Origin of the sequence: Stenotrophomonas maltophilia (assembly GCF_013464485.1) — a bacterium.
Taxonomy (GTDB): domain Bacteria; phylum Pseudomonadota; class Gammaproteobacteria; order Xanthomonadales; family Xanthomonadaceae; genus Stenotrophomonas; species Stenotrophomonas maltophilia_AW.
Window position 1 is genome coordinate 1 of record NZ_RAUX01000068.1, and the last position, 15,036, is coordinate 15,036.

13 protein-coding genes and 6 tRNA genes are annotated in these 15,036 nt (G+C 66.2%); 9 read left to right on the forward strand and 10 right to left on the reverse strand.

Going from position 1 to position 15,036, the window contains the following annotated elements; genetic code table 11:
• Positions 1 to 294: 294 nt before the first annotated feature.
• The 4 genes from D7Y61_RS21670 (at position 295) to D7Y61_RS21685 (ending at position 5,798) form a co-directional block, all read left to right on the forward strand.
• Complete coding sequence (locus D7Y61_RS21670; RefSeq protein ID WP_005410085.1) at positions 295 to 510, forward strand: hypothetical protein; 216 nt, start codon at positions 295 to 297, stop codon at positions 508 to 510.
• 209 nt (positions 511 to 719) lie between these two features.
• A complete protein-coding gene (locus tag D7Y61_RS21675; protein ID WP_180869252.1) occupies positions 720 to 3,107 on the forward strand; it encodes a Tex family protein in 2,388 nt (795 codons plus the stop codon).
• Positions 3,108 to 3,315: 208 nt separating this feature from the next.
• The gene (locus D7Y61_RS21680; protein WP_180869253.1) at positions 3,316 to 5,505 is read left to right on the forward strand and encodes a PAS domain S-box protein; all 2,190 of its coding nucleotides are present in this window, start codon (positions 3,316 to 3,318) and stop codon (positions 5,503 to 5,505) included.
• A gap of 62 nt (positions 5,506 to 5,567) precedes the next feature.
• On the forward strand, positions 5,568 to 5,798 hold the full coding sequence (locus tag D7Y61_RS21685; RefSeq protein ID WP_180869255.1) for a hypothetical protein: 231 nt from the start codon (positions 5,568 to 5,570) through the stop codon (positions 5,796 to 5,798).
• Positions 5,799 to 5,837: 39 nt separating this feature from the next.
• Here the strand turns inward: D7Y61_RS21685 and D7Y61_RS21690 are convergent, their stop codons facing one another.
• A complete protein-coding gene (locus tag D7Y61_RS21690) occupies positions 5,838 to 6,926 on the reverse strand; it encodes a DUF5694 domain-containing protein (RefSeq protein WP_180869257.1) in 1,089 nt (362 codons plus the stop codon).
• A gap of 9 nt (positions 6,927 to 6,935) precedes the next feature.
• Here D7Y61_RS21690 and D7Y61_RS21695 point away from each other — a divergent pair, with 9 nt between their 5' ends.
• Positions 6,936 to 7,625 (forward strand): GNAT family N-acetyltransferase, encoded by a 690-nt coding sequence (locus D7Y61_RS21695; RefSeq protein ID WP_258010447.1) that lies wholly within the window; start codon positions 6,936 to 6,938, stop codon positions 7,623 to 7,625.
• A 255-nt stretch (positions 7,626 to 7,880) separates the two neighbouring features.
• Entirely contained in the window at positions 7,881 to 9,707 is a 1,827-nt protein-coding gene (locus D7Y61_RS21700) for a methyl-accepting chemotaxis protein (RefSeq protein ID WP_180869258.1), read from the forward strand.
• Here the strand turns inward: D7Y61_RS21700 and D7Y61_RS21705 are convergent.
• From D7Y61_RS21705 to D7Y61_RS21715, 3 genes are all read right to left on the reverse strand, one after another.
• Positions 9,704 to 11,143 (reverse strand): GGDEF domain-containing protein, encoded by a 1,440-nt coding sequence (locus tag D7Y61_RS21705; RefSeq protein ID WP_180869260.1) that lies wholly within the window; start codon positions 11,141 to 11,143, stop codon positions 9,704 to 9,706. The two genes, D7Y61_RS21700 and D7Y61_RS21705, sit on opposite strands and share 4 nt — an antisense overlap.
• A gap of 114 nt (positions 11,144 to 11,257) precedes the next feature.
• A complete protein-coding gene (locus D7Y61_RS21710; protein ID WP_345776275.1) occupies positions 11,258 to 11,758 on the reverse strand; it encodes a GNAT family N-acetyltransferase in 501 nt (166 codons plus the stop codon).
• A gap of 112 nt (positions 11,759 to 11,870) precedes the next feature.
• Positions 11,871 to 11,956, reverse strand: a tRNA-Leu gene (locus D7Y61_RS21715).
• A 132-nt stretch (positions 11,957 to 12,088) separates the two neighbouring features.
• Here D7Y61_RS21715 and D7Y61_RS21720 point away from each other — a divergent pair.
• Both D7Y61_RS21720 and D7Y61_RS21725 read left to right on the forward strand, forming a co-directional pair.
• On the forward strand, positions 12,089 to 12,469 hold the full coding sequence (locus tag D7Y61_RS21720; RefSeq protein WP_180869264.1) for a response regulator: 381 nt from the start codon (positions 12,089 to 12,091) through the stop codon (positions 12,467 to 12,469).
• Positions 12,470 to 12,537: 68 nt separating this feature from the next.
• On the forward strand, positions 12,538 to 12,735 hold the full coding sequence (locus D7Y61_RS21725; RefSeq protein WP_180869265.1) for a hypothetical protein: 198 nt from the start codon (positions 12,538 to 12,540) through the stop codon (positions 12,733 to 12,735).
• A 45-nt stretch (positions 12,736 to 12,780) separates the two neighbouring features.
• Here D7Y61_RS21725 and D7Y61_RS21730 read toward each other — a convergent pair whose 3' ends face one another.
• A complete protein-coding gene (locus tag D7Y61_RS21730; RefSeq protein WP_180869266.1) occupies positions 12,781 to 13,737 on the reverse strand; it encodes an SOS response-associated peptidase family protein in 957 nt (318 codons plus the stop codon).
• A gap of 78 nt (positions 13,738 to 13,815) precedes the next feature.
• Between D7Y61_RS21730 and D7Y61_RS21735 the strand changes: the two genes are divergently transcribed.
• Entirely contained in the window at positions 13,816 to 14,232 is a 417-nt protein-coding gene (locus D7Y61_RS21735) for a GNAT family N-acetyltransferase (RefSeq protein ID WP_180869267.1), read from the forward strand.
• 101 nt (positions 14,233 to 14,333) lie between these two features.
• Here the strand turns inward: D7Y61_RS21735 and D7Y61_RS21740 are convergent.
• From D7Y61_RS21740 to D7Y61_RS21760, 5 genes are all read right to left on the reverse strand, one after another.
• Positions 14,334 to 14,409 (reverse strand) — tRNA-Glu (locus D7Y61_RS21740).
• 46 nt (positions 14,410 to 14,455) lie between these two features.
• Positions 14,456 to 14,531: transfer RNA gene (locus D7Y61_RS21745), tRNA-Ala, on the reverse strand.
• A 46-nt stretch (positions 14,532 to 14,577) separates the two neighbouring features.
• Positions 14,578 to 14,653, reverse strand: a tRNA-Glu gene (locus tag D7Y61_RS21750).
• Positions 14,654 to 14,699: 46 nt separating this feature from the next.
• Positions 14,700 to 14,775, reverse strand: a tRNA-Ala gene (locus tag D7Y61_RS21755).
• Between the two features lie 184 nt (positions 14,776 to 14,959).
• Positions 14,960 to 15,035, reverse strand: a tRNA-Glu gene (locus D7Y61_RS21760).
• Between the last annotated feature and the right edge of the window lies 1 nt (position 15,036).

Consider the following 15,036-nt stretch of genomic DNA (forward strand, 5'->3'; position numbering starts at 1 on the left):
GGTTTASGGCGTGTCCCGVTAACCCACCCCGACCGACCCAATCACATGAAACGCATTCTGCGACCAAGCCACGAGGGGCTGCGCCGTTGGCGGGAATCCCTCGGGAATTCGTTAGCCGGAAGTTAAAGATCTGTAAGCATTCTGCTGCGATCCCGCAGTCATCTGCATGCAACCGATCGTCATTAGCCTTCGTGACGTTCCAGTCAGGTTCGACGCGGTAAGCTCTCCCTCGATGAGCTCGCAGCATCGCTCATCGAGTGCAGTACGCAGTAGCAATTTGGAGGAAGACATCACATGGCAATCGTTCTTTATGTCGGTGGTAGCAAGGATGGCGAGAAGGGCGTGGTGCCCTACGGCTTCAGCAAATCCCGCGCCGACACCGCGCTGGGGCCGGAGTTCTACACGGAGCGGTTCATGGAACTGCAGGGTGTCGGCAAGGTCCGCCTGATGGCCCTGGAAGGCATGCGTGACGAGATCGTCATGCAGCGCGCCGCCCGCCACTACCGCTGACCTTCGCAGTACGCGGCAGGGCGCGCCCCACCATCGCGCGCCCGCGCCGGCATCCCAGCCCGGGGCCAGTTTGAGCCCCCATCTTTGCCAGGATGCCGGCGTCCCCACCGGTTGCGCCGCTGAACCCCGCGCTCTGTCAATGCCTTGTCCGGCTCCGCCGTGGGTTGCCAGAATGGGGTCTTCCCGTAACGCGGCACAGACCTGAAGCAATGCACGACGCCAAGAACGCCCAGAGCGCGCTCGCCCAGCAGATCGCCCAGACCATCGCCGACGAGATCGGTGCCCAGTCCGCCCAGGTACGTGCCGCCGTCGGCCTGCTCGACGAGGGCGCCAGCGTTCCGTTCATCGCGCGCTACCGCAAGGAAGTGACCGGGGGCCTGGACGACACCCAGCTGCGCAATCTGGAAGTGCGCCTGACCTACCTGCGCGAGCTGGAAGACCGCCGCGCGGCGGTGCTGGCCAGCATCGGTGAGCAGGGCAAGCTCAGCGACGAACTGCGCAACGACATCCTCGCCGCCGACACCAAGAGCCGGCTGGAAGACCTGTACCTGCCGTACAAGCCCAAGCGCCGCACCCGCGCGCAGATCGCCCGGGAGGCGGGGCTGGAGCCGCTGGCCGATGGCCTGCTGGCCGACCCGACGCAGGATCCGCAGGTCTTCGCCGCCACCTTCGTCGATGCCGACAAGGGAGTGGCCGACACCAAGGCCGCGCTGGAAGGCGCGCGCGCGATCCTGATGGAGCGCTGGGGCGAAGATGCCGCGCTGGTCGGCGAACTGCGCACCTGGCTGAGCGACACCGGTGTGATCCGCGCGCGCGTGGCCGAGGGCAAGGAAACCGAGGGCGCCAAGTACCGCGACTATTTCGAGCACGCCGAAGCGCTGGCGAAGATTCCCTCGCACCGGCTGCTGGCGTTGTTCCGCGCGCGCCGCGAAGAAATCCTGTTCCTGGAGCTGGACCCGGGCAGCGATGCCGAGGCCGGCCACCAGTACGCTGAAGGGCGTGTGGCGCGCCGGGCCGGCATCGCCGACCAGGGCCGCGCGGGCGACCGCTGGCTGCTGGACGCGTGCCGCCTGACCTGGCGCGCCAAGCTGCACACGCACCTGCTGCTGGACCTGTTCAACCAGGCCCGCGAGAAGGCCGAAGCCGAGGCCATCGCGGTGTTCGGCGACAACCTCAAGGACCTGCTGCTGGCTGCGCCGGCCGGCGCCAAGACCGTGCTCGGCCTGGACCCGGGCATCCGCACCGGCTGCAAGATCGCGGTGGTCGATGCCACCGGCAAGCTGGTCGCCACCGACACTATCTACCCGCATGAACCCAAGCGCCAGTGGGACCAGTCGCTGCAGACCATCAAGCAGTTGTGCGCGAAGTACAACGTGGAGCTGATTGCGATCGGCAACGGCACCGCCAGCCGTGAAACCGACAAGCTGGCCGGTGAAGCGATCAAGGCCGCGGCCAACCCGAAGCTGCAGAAGGTGGTGGTCAGCGAAGCAGGCGCCTCGGTGTACTCGGCCTCCGAGTTCGCGGCCAGGGAGTTCCCGGGGCTGGACGTGTCGCTGCGTGGTGCGGTATCGATCGCGCGCCGCCTGCAGGATCCGCTGGCCGAGCTGGTCAAGATCGAGCCCAAGGCGATCGGCGTGGGCCAGTACCAGCACGATGTGGACCAGTACCGTCTGGCACGGGCGCTTGATGCACGGGTCGAGGACTGCGTGAATGCGGTGGGTGTGTACGTGAACACGGCTTCGGCCGCACTGCTGTCGCGCGTGTCCGGGCTGTCGGCCACGGTGGCCGAGAACATCGTGCGCCATCGTGACGACAACGGCCCGTTCAAGCGTCGCAAGGACCTGCTGAAGGTCGCGCGCTTGGGCGAGAAGACCTTCGAACAGTGCGCAGGCTTCCTGCGCATCGCCGACGGCGACCAGCCACTGGATGCCTCGGCGGTGCACCCGGAAGCCTACCCGGTGGTCGAGCGTATCGTGGCCGGTACCGCGCGCCCGATCAAGGCGCTGATCGGCGATGGCAGTTTCCTGCGTGGGCTCAAGCCCGAACAGTTCACCGACGCCACTTTCGGTGTGCCGACCGTGCGCGACATCCTGAAGGAGCTGGAAAAGCCGGGCCGCGACCCGCGTCCGGAATTCAAGGCCGCGCGCTTCGCCGAAGGCGTGGAGGACATCAAGGACCTGCGCGAGGGCATGGTACTGGAGGGGGTGGTCAGCAACGTGGCGGCCTTCGGCGCCTTCGTCGATATCGGCGTGCATCAGGATGGCCTGATCCACATTTCAGCGCTGTCCGACACCTTCGTGAAGGATCCGCGCGACGTGGTCAAGGCCGGCGACATCGTCAAGGTGAAGGTGCTGGAGGTGGACGTGGCGCGCAAGCGCATCGCCCTGACCCGACGTCTGGACGACACCCCGGGGCAGGCCACCAGCCGCCCCGGCCAGCGGGAGGAGCGTGGCCAGGGCCAGGGGCCGCGCCGCGACGCAGGTGGCCAGAACCGTCGGCCGAACCGGGGCCTGGGCAACGGCGGCCGCCCCGCCCAGTCGGCGCCACCGGCCAACAATGCCCTTGCCGAGGCCTTCGCCCGCGCCAAGCGCAGTTGAGGACCGTGTCCCCTGTCACGCTTGATTCGTGGCGGGGGACTTGTCGGTTTTCCCCGTGATTGCGCACACTTGCGCCTGAGGGGAGGCGTTTGGCCACCCCGCTGCCGCTGGGGAGGGCCATGACGCCAGCACGACCCGACGTCTTCGTTGAAGGCTGCAGCGCATCGCTGCGGCCGCCGCCTGCCTGTGTGGGCAGGGGGGCGGGTTGATGGCGGGCCAGGGCACCAACGGCAACGGGCTGCTGGAGCGTCGCCTGCAGGAGCTGGCCGAAGAGCGCCGTCGGTTGGCGATGATCATCGACGGCACCGCTGCCGGTACCTGGGAATGGAACGTGCAGACCGGCGAGATGCGGGTCAACGCGCGCTGGGCGGAGATCGTCGGCTATCGCCTGGAAGAGCTGGAGCCGGTGTGCCAGAAGACGTTCCTGAAGCTGGTCCACCCCGACGACATCGTGCTGTCCGATGCGGCACTCGAGGACCACTTCGAAGGCCGCAGCGACAACTATGCCTGCCTGTTGCGCATGCGCCACAAGAATGGCCAGTGGATATGGATCCACGACCGTGGCCGCGTGTTCGAATGGGATGGGCAGGGGAGGCCGTTGTGGATGGCCGGTGCGCACGCCGACGTGACCGAGCTGCAGCAGGCGCGGCAGGATGCGGCCGAGAGCCGGCAGCGATTGCAGGCCGTGGTCGATGCGTCCGACGAGGTGGCGGTGATCGCTACCGATACCGAAGGCACCATCACCCTGTTCAATACCGGCGCGGAACGCCTGCTGGGATACCGTGCGGAAGAGGTGGTGGGGCAGCGGCGACTGGGTGACTTCCACGATCCGGACGAGCTGGCGGCATGGCTGCGTCCGCTGGCGGCTGCGGACGGAAGCCTGCCGGGCGCGTTTGAAGCACTCAGCGCCCGCGCGGATGAGCAGACCTATTCACGGCAGTGGACACTGCGTCGCAAGGATGGCCAGTCACGCCAGGTGCGCCTGTCGATCAGCCGGATGGATGGTGCCGGCGGCGCACGGATCGGCTATGTCGGCATGTCCATTGACATCACCGAGATCCTGCAGGCGCGTGCCGAGGCACGCTTGTCTGCGGAGAAATTCGCAGGTGCGTTCACGTCGGCAGCGCTGGGCATGGCGCTGGTGTCGCTGGAAGGGCGCTGGCTGGACGTCAATGACGCCCTGTGCCGGATCCTGGGCTACCCCCGCGAAGAACTGCTGCAGGTCGATTTCCAGCGACTGACCCATCCCGATGACCTGCAGACCGACCTGGCCCTGGTGCAGGACCTGCTGGCCGGGCGGCGCAGCCACTACCACCTGGAAAAGCGCTATCTCGATCGCGACGGCAAGGTGATCTGGGCGCGGTTGTCGGTGTCGCTGGTGCGTAGCGAGCATGGCGAACCGGTGCATTTCGTGTCGCAGATCCAGGACATCAGTGCCCAGCGCAGCAGCGAGCAGCGCTTGTTCGAGAGCGAGCAGCGCAGCCGCATCACCCTTGATGCCGTGGCTGACCTGGTGCTCAGCGTCAGTCTGGACGGCCGTATCGACTACGCCAACGCCGCCGCGGTGCGCACCCTTGCCGGCGATGGCGCGCTGTCGCTGGCAGGGCACAACGTGCAGGACGTGTTGGCGCTGACCACCGAGTACGCGCCGGGCTCGGTACTGGATGTATCGGTGCTGCTGGATCCGGAAAGCAATGCGGTCGACCTGCATGCCGACCTGCTGCTGCGCCTGGGCAGCGCGACAGTGCCGGTTGACCTCACCCGCGCCTGGTTGCGCGATGACGAAGGCCATGTGCGTGGCGCCGTCTGGGTGCTGCGCGACGATACCCAGCAGCGTGCGCGCCAGCGCGAGGCACGGCATCTGGCCGAAATCGATCCGCTGACCGAACTGAGCAACCGCCGTGGTTTCGAAGTGCACCTGCAGCAGGCAATCACACGCGTCGAGCGCACCGGCCAGGCCGCGTCGCTGATGTATATCGATCTGGACCGTTTCAAGCCGGTCAACGATACGTGGGGCCACCTGGCTGGCGATGCCGTGCTGTGGGCGGTGGCCAGCGTGCTGCGCCATGGCGTGCGCGATTCGGACGTGGTGGCGAGGCTGGGCGGCGACGAGTTCGCGGTGATCCTGTCCGGCTGCACGCCGCGCCGCGCCGCGCGCATTGGCGGTGAACTGCTGCATACCCTGGCATCACTGTCGATTCCGTGGGACCAGGACCGCCTGCATGTCGGGGCCAGCATCGGTATCGCACCACTGGCGGGGGGAATGAGCGTGGACCAGGCGGTGGCGGCCGCCGATGCCCAGTGCTACCGGGCCAAGGCGATGGGCCGCAACAACGTGCAGGTACAGGGCGAGTCCAGCGGGCTGCCGGGTGACGACATGGACGCGGCCGAGGGCTGATCTCAGCCTGTGAGAGGCGGTGTGCGGATACTCCGCGCACCTCCCCTGGTAATGGTGATGCGATGAATGCCTGGAATCCGGTTGCGGTGCGCGCGTTCACCCCGGCCCTGGTCGGGTGGTGCCTGGCGCTGGCCGCCTGCCTGCGTGCGGAACAGCTCCACGGCGACCTGCACGCGCAGGTCCTGCTGCCGGTGCTGCAGGGCGGCGCGGTCGCGCTGCTGGTGTTTACGCTGTCCTGCATCGGTGCCGCAAGCATCGTGCTGTGGCGGTCGGGCAGGAACGCGGTGGGGTGATGCGGTGGATGGTCACCGTATCCTTCGTGACATGTTGCGTCAGCGCAGGACTTCATCCGAACTGACCAGCCGCACGTCGTGCATCAGGTTGAGGTAAGCCTCGTAATAGCCCTTGTGTGAGGCACCGACGATGGTCAGCATGCGGGTGCCTGGATGCTGTCCCAGTATGTCGCGCATATTGGCGACCATGCGCAGGTTGCGGGTCTCCCAGTAGCCCACGTAGTTGCGGCCAAAGGCTTCGGGAGAGGGTTCGACCAGGGCCGCGCCGAAGTCGCTGTTGTAGGCGACCATCGCCGTCCCGGGTGCATTGTAGGCCCGATACATCGCGAGCAGGCCTTCCGGCTGTTCCAGGTTGGCTTCCAGCTGTTCGTCAGCCGCCCTGCGCGCCTTGACGTAGGGATTGTCCCAAGCCTTCAGGATGGCAGCCGCTTGAGCCTTCTGCTGGGCTGCCGGTGTAGGCGAATCGGCCGTGTGGTCGTCGACCGACCAGAGGCGCTCCAGCCCCAGGCGCGCAGCAAGTACGCCGGCCACCAGACCGGCCTCGTTGCGGCGGGTCAGGCGCTTGTCGAGGAACTGCACAAGCTCCGGCGTCAGGCTGTCGGCGGCACGACGCTCTTCCTTCGGCAGGCGCAGCCATTGGACCACTGCCGAGCTGCTTTCGCCTGCGGCCAGGAATACTGCGGCCAATCGACGGCGCTGGGGGGCGGTGGGCGCTTTCGGCCACTCCGCAAGCAGGCGTTCCATTTCCACGTTGGCGCTGGGAACGTCCAGCCCGGTAGCGGCCTGCGCCGGTGCCGGATCAACGCAGTAGTCCGAAACGCTCTCCGCGTAACGAGCTGGATTGCGGCGCATGAAATCACATTGCAGGCCGGACAGGTTTTCCACCGCGATGGCTGTGGGCTGCCAGGCTTCCAGGCGCTGCAGCAGGGGTTCCAGCATCGCCGGCTTGAAGGTCTCCGGCAGGCTGGACAGGTGCGGGCTGCCCAGCACCAGCACTTCGTTCGGGCGTCCTGCGGGCGGTTCCTTCAGCAACTCTGGATGGAAGGACGGCCGATAGGCGGCGTCGGTGGCCAGTGCACTGCTGCTGCACAGGCCCAGGAAGAGGAGGCTGGCTATGCGGGGGAACATGCGATCTCCATGGCGGTGAGCGTCCTGCGGGAGCGTCCATGCTGGTCGTTTTCAGCTGCGGTGGAATCCCGCATTGGTCATGTAAACCTTTCTGCCTTGAGTTGCATCCTTCTCCTGCGCGATCCTGTACTCCTTGCTCAGGCAACGCAGAACATGACATCCGGCGACTGGACCATCGACAGCCCGCGGCTGTGCCTCCGGCCATTCACCCCCGGCGACGCCGACGAGGTATTTGCGGGAATCACCCCCGGGCTGACCCGCTACATGGCCTTCGAGCCACCACCTTCGAAGGCAGCATTTGACGCCGTCTGGCGGACGTGGCTGCCCACGATTGCCGATGGCAGCGACATCACGTTCGTGATCCGCAGGCGAGTGGATGGCATCTTCCTTGGTCTGGCCGGGTTGCATCATGCGGGTGAAGCAGAACCCGAGCTGGGCATCTGGATCGCAGAGGTGATGCATGGGCATGGCTATGGCCGCGAAGCAGTGGCCGCGGTCTGGTCGTCGGCCTCCAGGCGTCTGCGCTGCGCCGCGTTCCGCTACCCGGTGGCGGAGCAGAACGGGTCCAGCCGTGCCCTGGCTGAGTCCCTTGGCGGACAGCCCGTGGCACGGGAGCCGGGCGTGAAGTACACGGCAATCGTCTACCGCATCCCGGCGGCAATGCCTGGAGTTGAGACGGACGTCGCGGAATCCCGCTAAAGCGGCCGACGGCATCGCCGATATCCCCTCTGGATCCCGCTCCAGCCACCCGCTGCAGGACCCCAGGCTGCCCCCGATGGGCGGCCCGCGCCGTGTGTTCCACCGCTCCCGGATGCTGATCGCGCCCGCACCAGACGTTCTTGCCAGCCGCTCGAGGGGTGCCCGCCGGCACCTGCAGTCCCAAGCAACTGAAGTTGCCGCCGGGCATCCCGCCCGTCGGGTCGCAACCCTTTGACGGACACCGAGGATCAGACAATGCTCATTCCAGGCTTCACGGCGGGCGCGCAGGCGCCAGCCGAGCTGCATACCCGCTGGTCGCCGTGGCGCGCGCTGCTGGGCGTCCTGGCCCCGCAGCATCGCGCCGGTGCCGAGCCGGCAGCGAACGATCGCTCCGAACTGGAGGCCCAGGTCGCGGCGCTGCATCGCGTGCAGGCGGTCATCGAGTTCGCACTCGACGGCACCATCCTGAAGGCCAATGACAACTTCCTGCAGGCGGTGGGCTACAGGCTGGAAGACATCCAGGGCAGGCATCATTCCCTGTTCGTCGACCCCGAGCAGGCGCGCAGCGCCGAATACCGTGACTTCTGGGCGCGGTTGGGGCGCGGCGAATTCGATGCCGGGCAGTACCGCCGATTTGGCAAGGGCCAGCGCGAGATATGGATCCAGGCCTCGTACAACCCGGTGCTGGACCGTCAGGGGCGGCCCTACAAGGTGGTGAAATTTGCCACCGACATCACTGGACAGAAGCTGCAGGCGGCCGATTCGGCGGGACAACTGGCGGCGATCAGCAAATCTCAGGCGGTGATCGAGTTCAGCATGGATGGCCGCATCCTGTCGGCCAACGACAACTTCCTGACGGTGACCGGCTACGGCCTGGATGAGGTGCGTGGGCAGCACCATGCGATGTTCGTCGAACCAGGCCAACGCGGTAGCGATGAGTATCGCCGGTTCTGGGAGAAGCTAGGGCGCGGCGAATACGATGCCGGGCAGTACCGCCGGCTGGGCAAAGGGGGACGCGAAGTCTGGATCCAGGCCTCCTACAATCCGATCCTCGACCTCAACGGCAAGCCGTTCAAGGTCGTCAAGTACGCGACCGACATCACCGCCCAGGTCCACGAGAACCAGGCGATGCAGCGTGCGGTGGCGCAGACCCGTGAGGTGGTGGCCGCCGCCAAGCAGGGTGACCTTACCGGCCGTGTTGCCACCGCCGACAAGCACGGCTCGATCGCCGAGCTGTGCGAGGGGGTGAATGCGCTGGTCGAGGCGATGGCCGCGATCATCGGCCAGATCAAGTTCGCCGCGGACACCATCGCAGTCGGTGCGACTGAAATCGCGCAGGGCAACAACGACCTCTCGCAGCGCACCGAGCAGCAGGCGGCCTCGCTGGAGGAAACCGCAGTGTCGATGAAGGGCCTGGCCGAGACGGTGCAGCGCACCGCCACCAACGCGCGCCAGGCCAGCCAGCTGGCCGGTGGAGCGGCCGACGTCGCCGCCCGTGGGGGCAATGTGGTGCATGAGGTGGTCGAGACAATGGCGGTGATCAATGCCTCGTCGCGGCGCATCGTCGACATCATCGGCGTGATCGACGGCATTGCTTTCCAGACCAACATCCTCGCGTTGAATGCAGCGGTGGAGGCGGCACGTGCCGGTGAACACGGGCGCGGCTTTGCCGTGGTTGCCACCGAGATCCGCGAGCTGTCGCAACGCTCTGCCAGCGCGGCGAAGGAAATCAAGCAGCTGATCGATGAATCGGTGTCCAATGTCGGCGCAGGCACGGCACAGGTCGAAAGCGCCGGCCGGACCATGGACGAGATCGTGGCCAACGTCCGCCGGGTCAGCGAGCTGATGACCGAGATCAGCACCGCCGCGCAGCAGCAGAGTGACGACATCCAGCAGATGAATCACGCGGTCGACCTGATCGATCAGGGTACCCAGCAGAACGCGGCCCTGGTCGAGGAAGCCTCAGCGGCAGCGCGCAGCATGGAGGAGCAGTCCGCGCAGCTGCTGCAGACCGTGGCGGGATTCCGTGTGCAGGGTGGGGCAGTGCATATGCGCGGAGCGGCCGCGTTGCATGTGGTCTAGGCGCGGGGTCCAGCAGCTTCTTCCCCGGTCTGCCGGGCCGGGGCGAGCTGCACGCAGTCGCGGCCGGCGTGCTTGGCCAGGTAGAGGGCCTGGTCGGCGCGCGCGACCAGATCTCCCGGCTCATGCTCATCGCTGGTGGCCCGCCAGGCCACGCCCACGCTGATGGTCACGTGTCCATCGGGGGCGGTCAGCGCGGCGTCTGCGACTGCGGCACGCAGCCGCTCGCCCAGCTCCAGCGCGTGCGGAGTGCCCGATGAGGGCAGGGCGGCGATGAACTCTTCGCCGCCGTAGCGGGCCAGCAGATCATCGCCGCGCTGCAGGCAGCCGTCGAGGATCGTGGCAACAGCGCGCAGGCGGCGATCACCCTCGGGATGCCCATAGGTGTCATTGAGTCGCTTGAAATGGTCGATGTCGATCATCAGCACGGCCAGGCCCAGGCCCTGGCGGCGGGCGCGGCGATGGGCAGCGCCAAGTGACTCATCGAAACTGCGCCGGTTGCCCAGCCCAGTGAGCGCGTCGCGCCGGGCCAGCAGTTCCAGCTCATCGCGTTGGCGCTGCATCTCGGCCTGGCTGAGTACGCTGCGCAGCGCATAGCCGAGCATCGCACCAAGGAACCCGACCGTGCCCAGGGTCGGCTGCAGGCGCGCGACCAGCAGTGCCACCATCATCAACAGCAGCGGCAGCATCAGGGGGACACCCGCATCGACGATACGTCGCAGGCTGCGTGATACGTGCGCCGAACAAGGCCGGCGGTTGCTGCTGGCCATGACGGCCAGCAGCACGAACAGTCCGCTGATCAGAAGATCAGCCCAGCTGCCATCAGGAAGCGCCGGCTTGCAGGTATTGATGTAGAGCGCCAGCAGGAAGTAACCCAGGGCATAGATGGAAAGTGTCCGGAAGAAGTCGCGGCGGTCGGGATTGTCCTCGGCCAGGAAGCGGATCAGCGCGAAGCAGAACACCAGGCTGTTCTGCACGTTGCTCATCGTGTGCAGGCATTGCGTCCACAGCGCGGTGTTGAGGGGCGCCATGGCCCGGGTATGCAGGTAGTACAGCAGCCAGAGCAGGGCAATGATCCCAAGGTCCACCGTGCGGATGCCGCGGTTTCCGCCCCCCGGACTGGCGGCCACGTAGGTCAGGGGGATCCGGTAGAACACGTACAGGATCAGTGATGATGCCGTCATCTGCGCAGGCGCGAGGCCGGCTACGTTGCGGTACAGCAGCGCCAGCAGCGCAAGTGAGAACAGGCCGACCGCGGCGCCGAGCAGCCGCCACTTGCAGGCGGCCTGGCTGCCGCGTGCCCGCCTGACGCACGCCAGGGCGGCCAGAAGCGGCGCGGTAATCAGCAGCAGGTAGGAGCCGATCGGGTCCTGCGGGCCGATCAATGCAATGACGAGCGCGTGCGCGACAAGAAAAAACAGTGCAGCGCGCAGCGTCATGCATTCCCCCGCCCCCGGATACGGCGGAATCACGATAGGCAGATGCACGTGAGGCTGGCAAGAAAAGTGTGCGCTGCGTCTAGTGTCAACCTTGTCTGCAGTCGCAGTTATGGCTCACTGGGCGGGCGCGGCGCCATCTAGGTGAGCGTACATCCAGAAGTCCCGGGGCTGCCCCCTCACCTGGCGGTAGGCGCGCAACAGCCCTTCGCGCTGCATGCCAAGGTGCTCCAGCACCGCGATCGAGCGGGCGTTGCTGTCCAGAACGGTCGCCTGGATTCGGACCAGGGAGCGCGCTGCATGGCCCCAGTCGACCACGGCACGCGCCGCCAGCGTGGCCAGTCCCTGGCCCTGCCAGCGCGGATCAAGGTCATAGGCGAGTTCGCCGCGACCGTGTACCGGGTCGATTGCGTTCAGGCCGAAGGTGCCGATCAACCGGTCGCGGGCATCCACCAGTGCCCAGCGCTGATCGGGGGACGTGGACATGTAGCGCAGGACAAGCTGGCGCAACGCGGCTTCGGAGATGTCGCTCCAGCTGGTGTGCTCGATCATGCCCGGCAGGGAGAGATACGCGGACCAGCAGGCCGCATCGCTCACCTGCAGGGGGCGCAGGCGCACGGGAAGGGTATCGGGCGGCAAGGACGGAGACGACGGGGTCATGTCCGGCAGTGTGGACAGCTCACTGCAGGAAATGCAAAAGGCCAGGTCGGGGACCTGGCCTTTGATGCAGTGGTGCCGGTGAAAGGACTCGAACCTTCATGGGGTCACCCCCGGCTGATTTTGAGTCAGCTGCGTATACCATTCCGCCACACCGGCAGGCAGCGTGCGAGTGTAACCGAGGACGGCAGGTCTTTCATAGTGGGAATGCCAATCAGGGCGCTTCCTGTCGGCTTCGCCCCAGTGATGGCTATACTGCGGCGGCTTGTATACCTCCAGGAGCGGTAGCCGATGACAGTGTTGCAGGACCTGAGGGTGCTGGTGGTCGAGAACGACGAGATGAGTGCTGCACTGTTGCAGATGCAGTTGGTGCATGCAGGTGCGACGGTGGTCGGGTTGGCGGCCAGCGTGGCAGAGGCGCTCCGCCTGCTGGAGGAGACCTCTCCGGATGTGGCCCTGCTCGATTATCGCCTGGCCCGGAATGAAACCAGCGAACCGGTGGCCGCAGCGCTGTCGTCGCGTGGCGTGCCGTTCGTGCTGGCCACTGGGATGCTGGCCGAACAGCTGCCGGATGCGATGATGACCGGCATCCTGCTGGTCAAGCCTTATCTGTCGGCGGATCTGAGCCAGGCGCTGGTCCGCGCGGTGGGGCGCTCTCACGCCAAGGCCTGACTGGCCCTGGTGGAGCCGCGGGCGTATGCTGCCCGGGCCTGAATGCCCAGGCCTGCAAGGAGAGTGGCATGAAGAAGTGGATCAAGCGCATGGTTGCTGCGGGTGTCCTTTCGATGGCGGTCTTCGGTGGTACGGCGACGGCCGCATGGTGCGGCCAGCCCTGTTTGACGCTCTACAAGACTTGCATCGCGAGCGGCGGTGGGGTCGAGCAGTGCTTGCAGGAACAAGCGTTCTGCGAAGAGGCCATGTGCGGCGGCAACCCCTGATCCAGAGACCCCGCCCAGGCGGGGTTTTTCATGGGCGCGTGGTGTTCAGGCCACTTCCTCGTATACGTAGCGGATATCTTCGTGGTCGTCGAGGATGCGGTACTGCTCGGCCAGGTTGCCCGGATCGGGGCTGAGCCAGGCATCCAGGTGTTCCCTGCGGATGGGTATGACGCCGCGGTCGTGACCTGCCGCAGCGATATCACGGGGAGGTACGTCAGTGATCGTGGCAAACGACAGCAGGCGACCTTCCGGGCCTTCCCATTCCGCCCACAGGCAGGCCAGCAGCAGGTCGCGGGGGGGATCGGGGCGGAACTCCAGCACCACATTCTGTTCCTTTTCATCGTTACCAAGGGTGCGGCCGGCGATGGCATGGCGTGGTACGTGCTCGTAGAACGCCTGCACCACCACCACGCCGTGGCGCACTCCGAACGCACCGCGCCAGTAACCTTCCAGGCTGTCGCGTCGCGCGTTGTAGGTGCCGGGGTAAAGCACATCGTTCCGCGCCGGCTTGTCCGGCAGCCGGCACTGGTAGCGCATTGGCTTGATTACCCGCTGGCCGTTCTCGCGGACCATCACTGGTGCGTAGGTGCCGGGGAAAATGCGGTTGTCGCGCGGCAGCAGCTGCACCCGGTGCAGGTCCTCCAGCCGGGCCTGCGCACGCTCGATGCGGTTGCCGGCCACGCGCAGGTCGTTGCGTGCCTTCTGGGTGGGGCGGGTCGCCAGCGTGGCATGGGCGATGTCACGCCGCTCACGCTGGCGTGCCAGCTCCGTTTCCAGATCCTGGCGTTCCTCCGCATGCCATTGCTGGATCTTCGCGACGATGTCGCGGCCCTGCTCGGTGCGCGCGCCGGCAAAGCCATCATCCATGGCTTTGGGGGTTTTCGGCCGCTTCTTGCCGGGATCGTGCGCGTACAGTTCGGCGAACTCCTCCAGCGACAGGATGGCGCCGAACTCGCGTATGAGCTTTGCGTAATCGGCGCGGATCAGGGCGGAATAGCACATGGCGGGCTCTTCGGGCGTGGGTCGCATCCAGTGCGACGTGGTTGCGGCAGGATAGACCGACCTACAGGGAGATAATCAATGAACGAGTCCGTAGCCTGCCAGTTCCAGGAAGCCGTGCCCACGGTCGAGGACTACTGCCAACTGCGTGTATTGGCGGGCCTCAGCGCCAAGCGCCCCGAGGCGGCGGCACGCGCATTGCCCAACACCCTGTATGGCGTGTGTGCCTACCAGGGCAATGAACTGGTGGCGATGGGCCGAATCGTCGGCGATGGCGGCTGCCATCTGCAGGTCTGCGACATCGCCGTGCTGCCGCGGTTGCAGGGGCAGGGCCTGGGCAAGGACGTCATGCGACGGCTCGACGCATGGATGCAGGCGAACCTGCCGCCGTCGGCGTACGTCAGCCTGCTGGCCGATGGCGAAGCGCATCGGTTGTACGCGCAGTTTGGTTTCGCGCCGACCGCGCCGGCCTCGATCGGGATGTATCGCCGGTTCTGAGGCGTGGAGGCGGTGAGGCCATCCACGCATGGCGTGGATGGCGCCTTCCCATAAATCGCAGGCAAAGAAAAACCCCGGTCGAAACCGGGGTCTTCAAGAATTGGCGTCCCCACGGGGATTCGAACCCCGGTCGCCACCGTGAAAGGGTGATGTCCTAGGCCTCTAGACGATGGGGACGCACGAAAACTTCAAGTTGTGGAACCTCGACGGCCTGATGTCGAAGTGGTGGAGCCAAGCGGGATCGAACCGCTGACCTCCTGCATGCCATGCAGGCGCTCTCCCAGCTGAGCTATGGCCCCAATGAAACTGCGGATGATCTGCCGGGAGCAGAGTCCGTTTTGAAACTGGCGTCCCCACGGGGATTCGAACCCCGGTCGCCACCGTGAAAGGGTGATGTCCTAGGCCTCTAGACGATGGGGACGCACGAAAACTTCAAGTTGTRRAACYTCGACGGCCTRATGTCGAAGTGGTGGAGCCAAGCGGGATCGAACCGCTGACCTCCTGCATGCCATGCAGGCGCTCTCCCAGCTGAGCTATGGCCCCGTGTTACCGAGCCGCCTATCATACCTGCGTGTTCACGTTTGTGGAAGCTTTTTTTGAACTTTTTTCGTTCCGGTTCAACCGCGACCACAAGGGCAGGGGAATCGCAACGCCACAACCTGAATGCCGGTAGGCGGCGAACAAAAAAGACCCGGTTATCGGCCGGGTCCTCGTTGTTCGTGATGAGTGGCGTCCCCACGGGGATTCGAACCCCGGTCGCCACCGTGAAAGGGTGATGTCCTAGGCCTCTAGACGATGGGGACG

Coding starts and splice junctions, on each gene's coding strand:
- D7Y61_RS21735 (WP_180869267.1), top strand. CDS start 13,816: ATGAACGAGTCCGTAGCCTGCCAGTTCCAGGAAGCCGTGCCCACGGTC.
- D7Y61_RS21725 (WP_180869265.1), top strand. CDS start 12,538: ATGAAGAAGTGGATCAAGCGCATGGTTGCTGCGGGTGTCCTTTCGATG.
- D7Y61_RS21675 (WP_180869252.1), top strand. CDS start 720: ATGCACGACGCCAAGAACGCCCAGAGCGCGCTCGCCCAGCAGATCGCC.
- D7Y61_RS21700 (WP_180869258.1), top strand. CDS start 7,881: ATGCTCATTCCAGGCTTCACGGCGGGCGCGCAGGCGCCAGCCGAGCTG.
- D7Y61_RS21690 (WP_180869257.1), bottom strand. CDS start 6,926: ATGTTCCCCCGCATAGCCAGCCTCCTCTTCCTGGGCCTGTGCAGCAGC.
- D7Y61_RS21720 (WP_180869264.1), top strand. CDS start 12,089: ATGACAGTGTTGCAGGACCTGAGGGTGCTGGTGGTCGAGAACGACGAG.
- D7Y61_RS21670 (WP_005410085.1), top strand. CDS start 295: ATGGCAATCGTTCTTTATGTCGGTGGTAGCAAGGATGGCGAGAAGGGC.
- D7Y61_RS21685 (WP_180869255.1), top strand. CDS start 5,568: ATGAATGCCTGGAATCCGGTTGCGGTGCGCGCGTTCACCCCGGCCCTG.
- D7Y61_RS21705 (WP_180869260.1), bottom strand. CDS start 11,143: ATGACGCTGCGCGCTGCACTGTTTTTTCTTGTCGCGCACGCGCTCGTC.
- D7Y61_RS21730 (WP_180869266.1), bottom strand. CDS start 13,737: ATGTGCTATTCCGCCCTGATCCGCGCCGATTACGCAAAGCTCATACGC.
- D7Y61_RS21695 (WP_258010447.1), top strand. CDS start 6,936: ATGGCGGTGAGCGTCCTGCGGGAGCGTCCATGCTGGTCGTTTTCAGCT.
- D7Y61_RS21680 (WP_180869253.1), top strand. CDS start 3,316: ATGGCGGGCCAGGGCACCAACGGCAACGGGCTGCTGGAGCGTCGCCTG.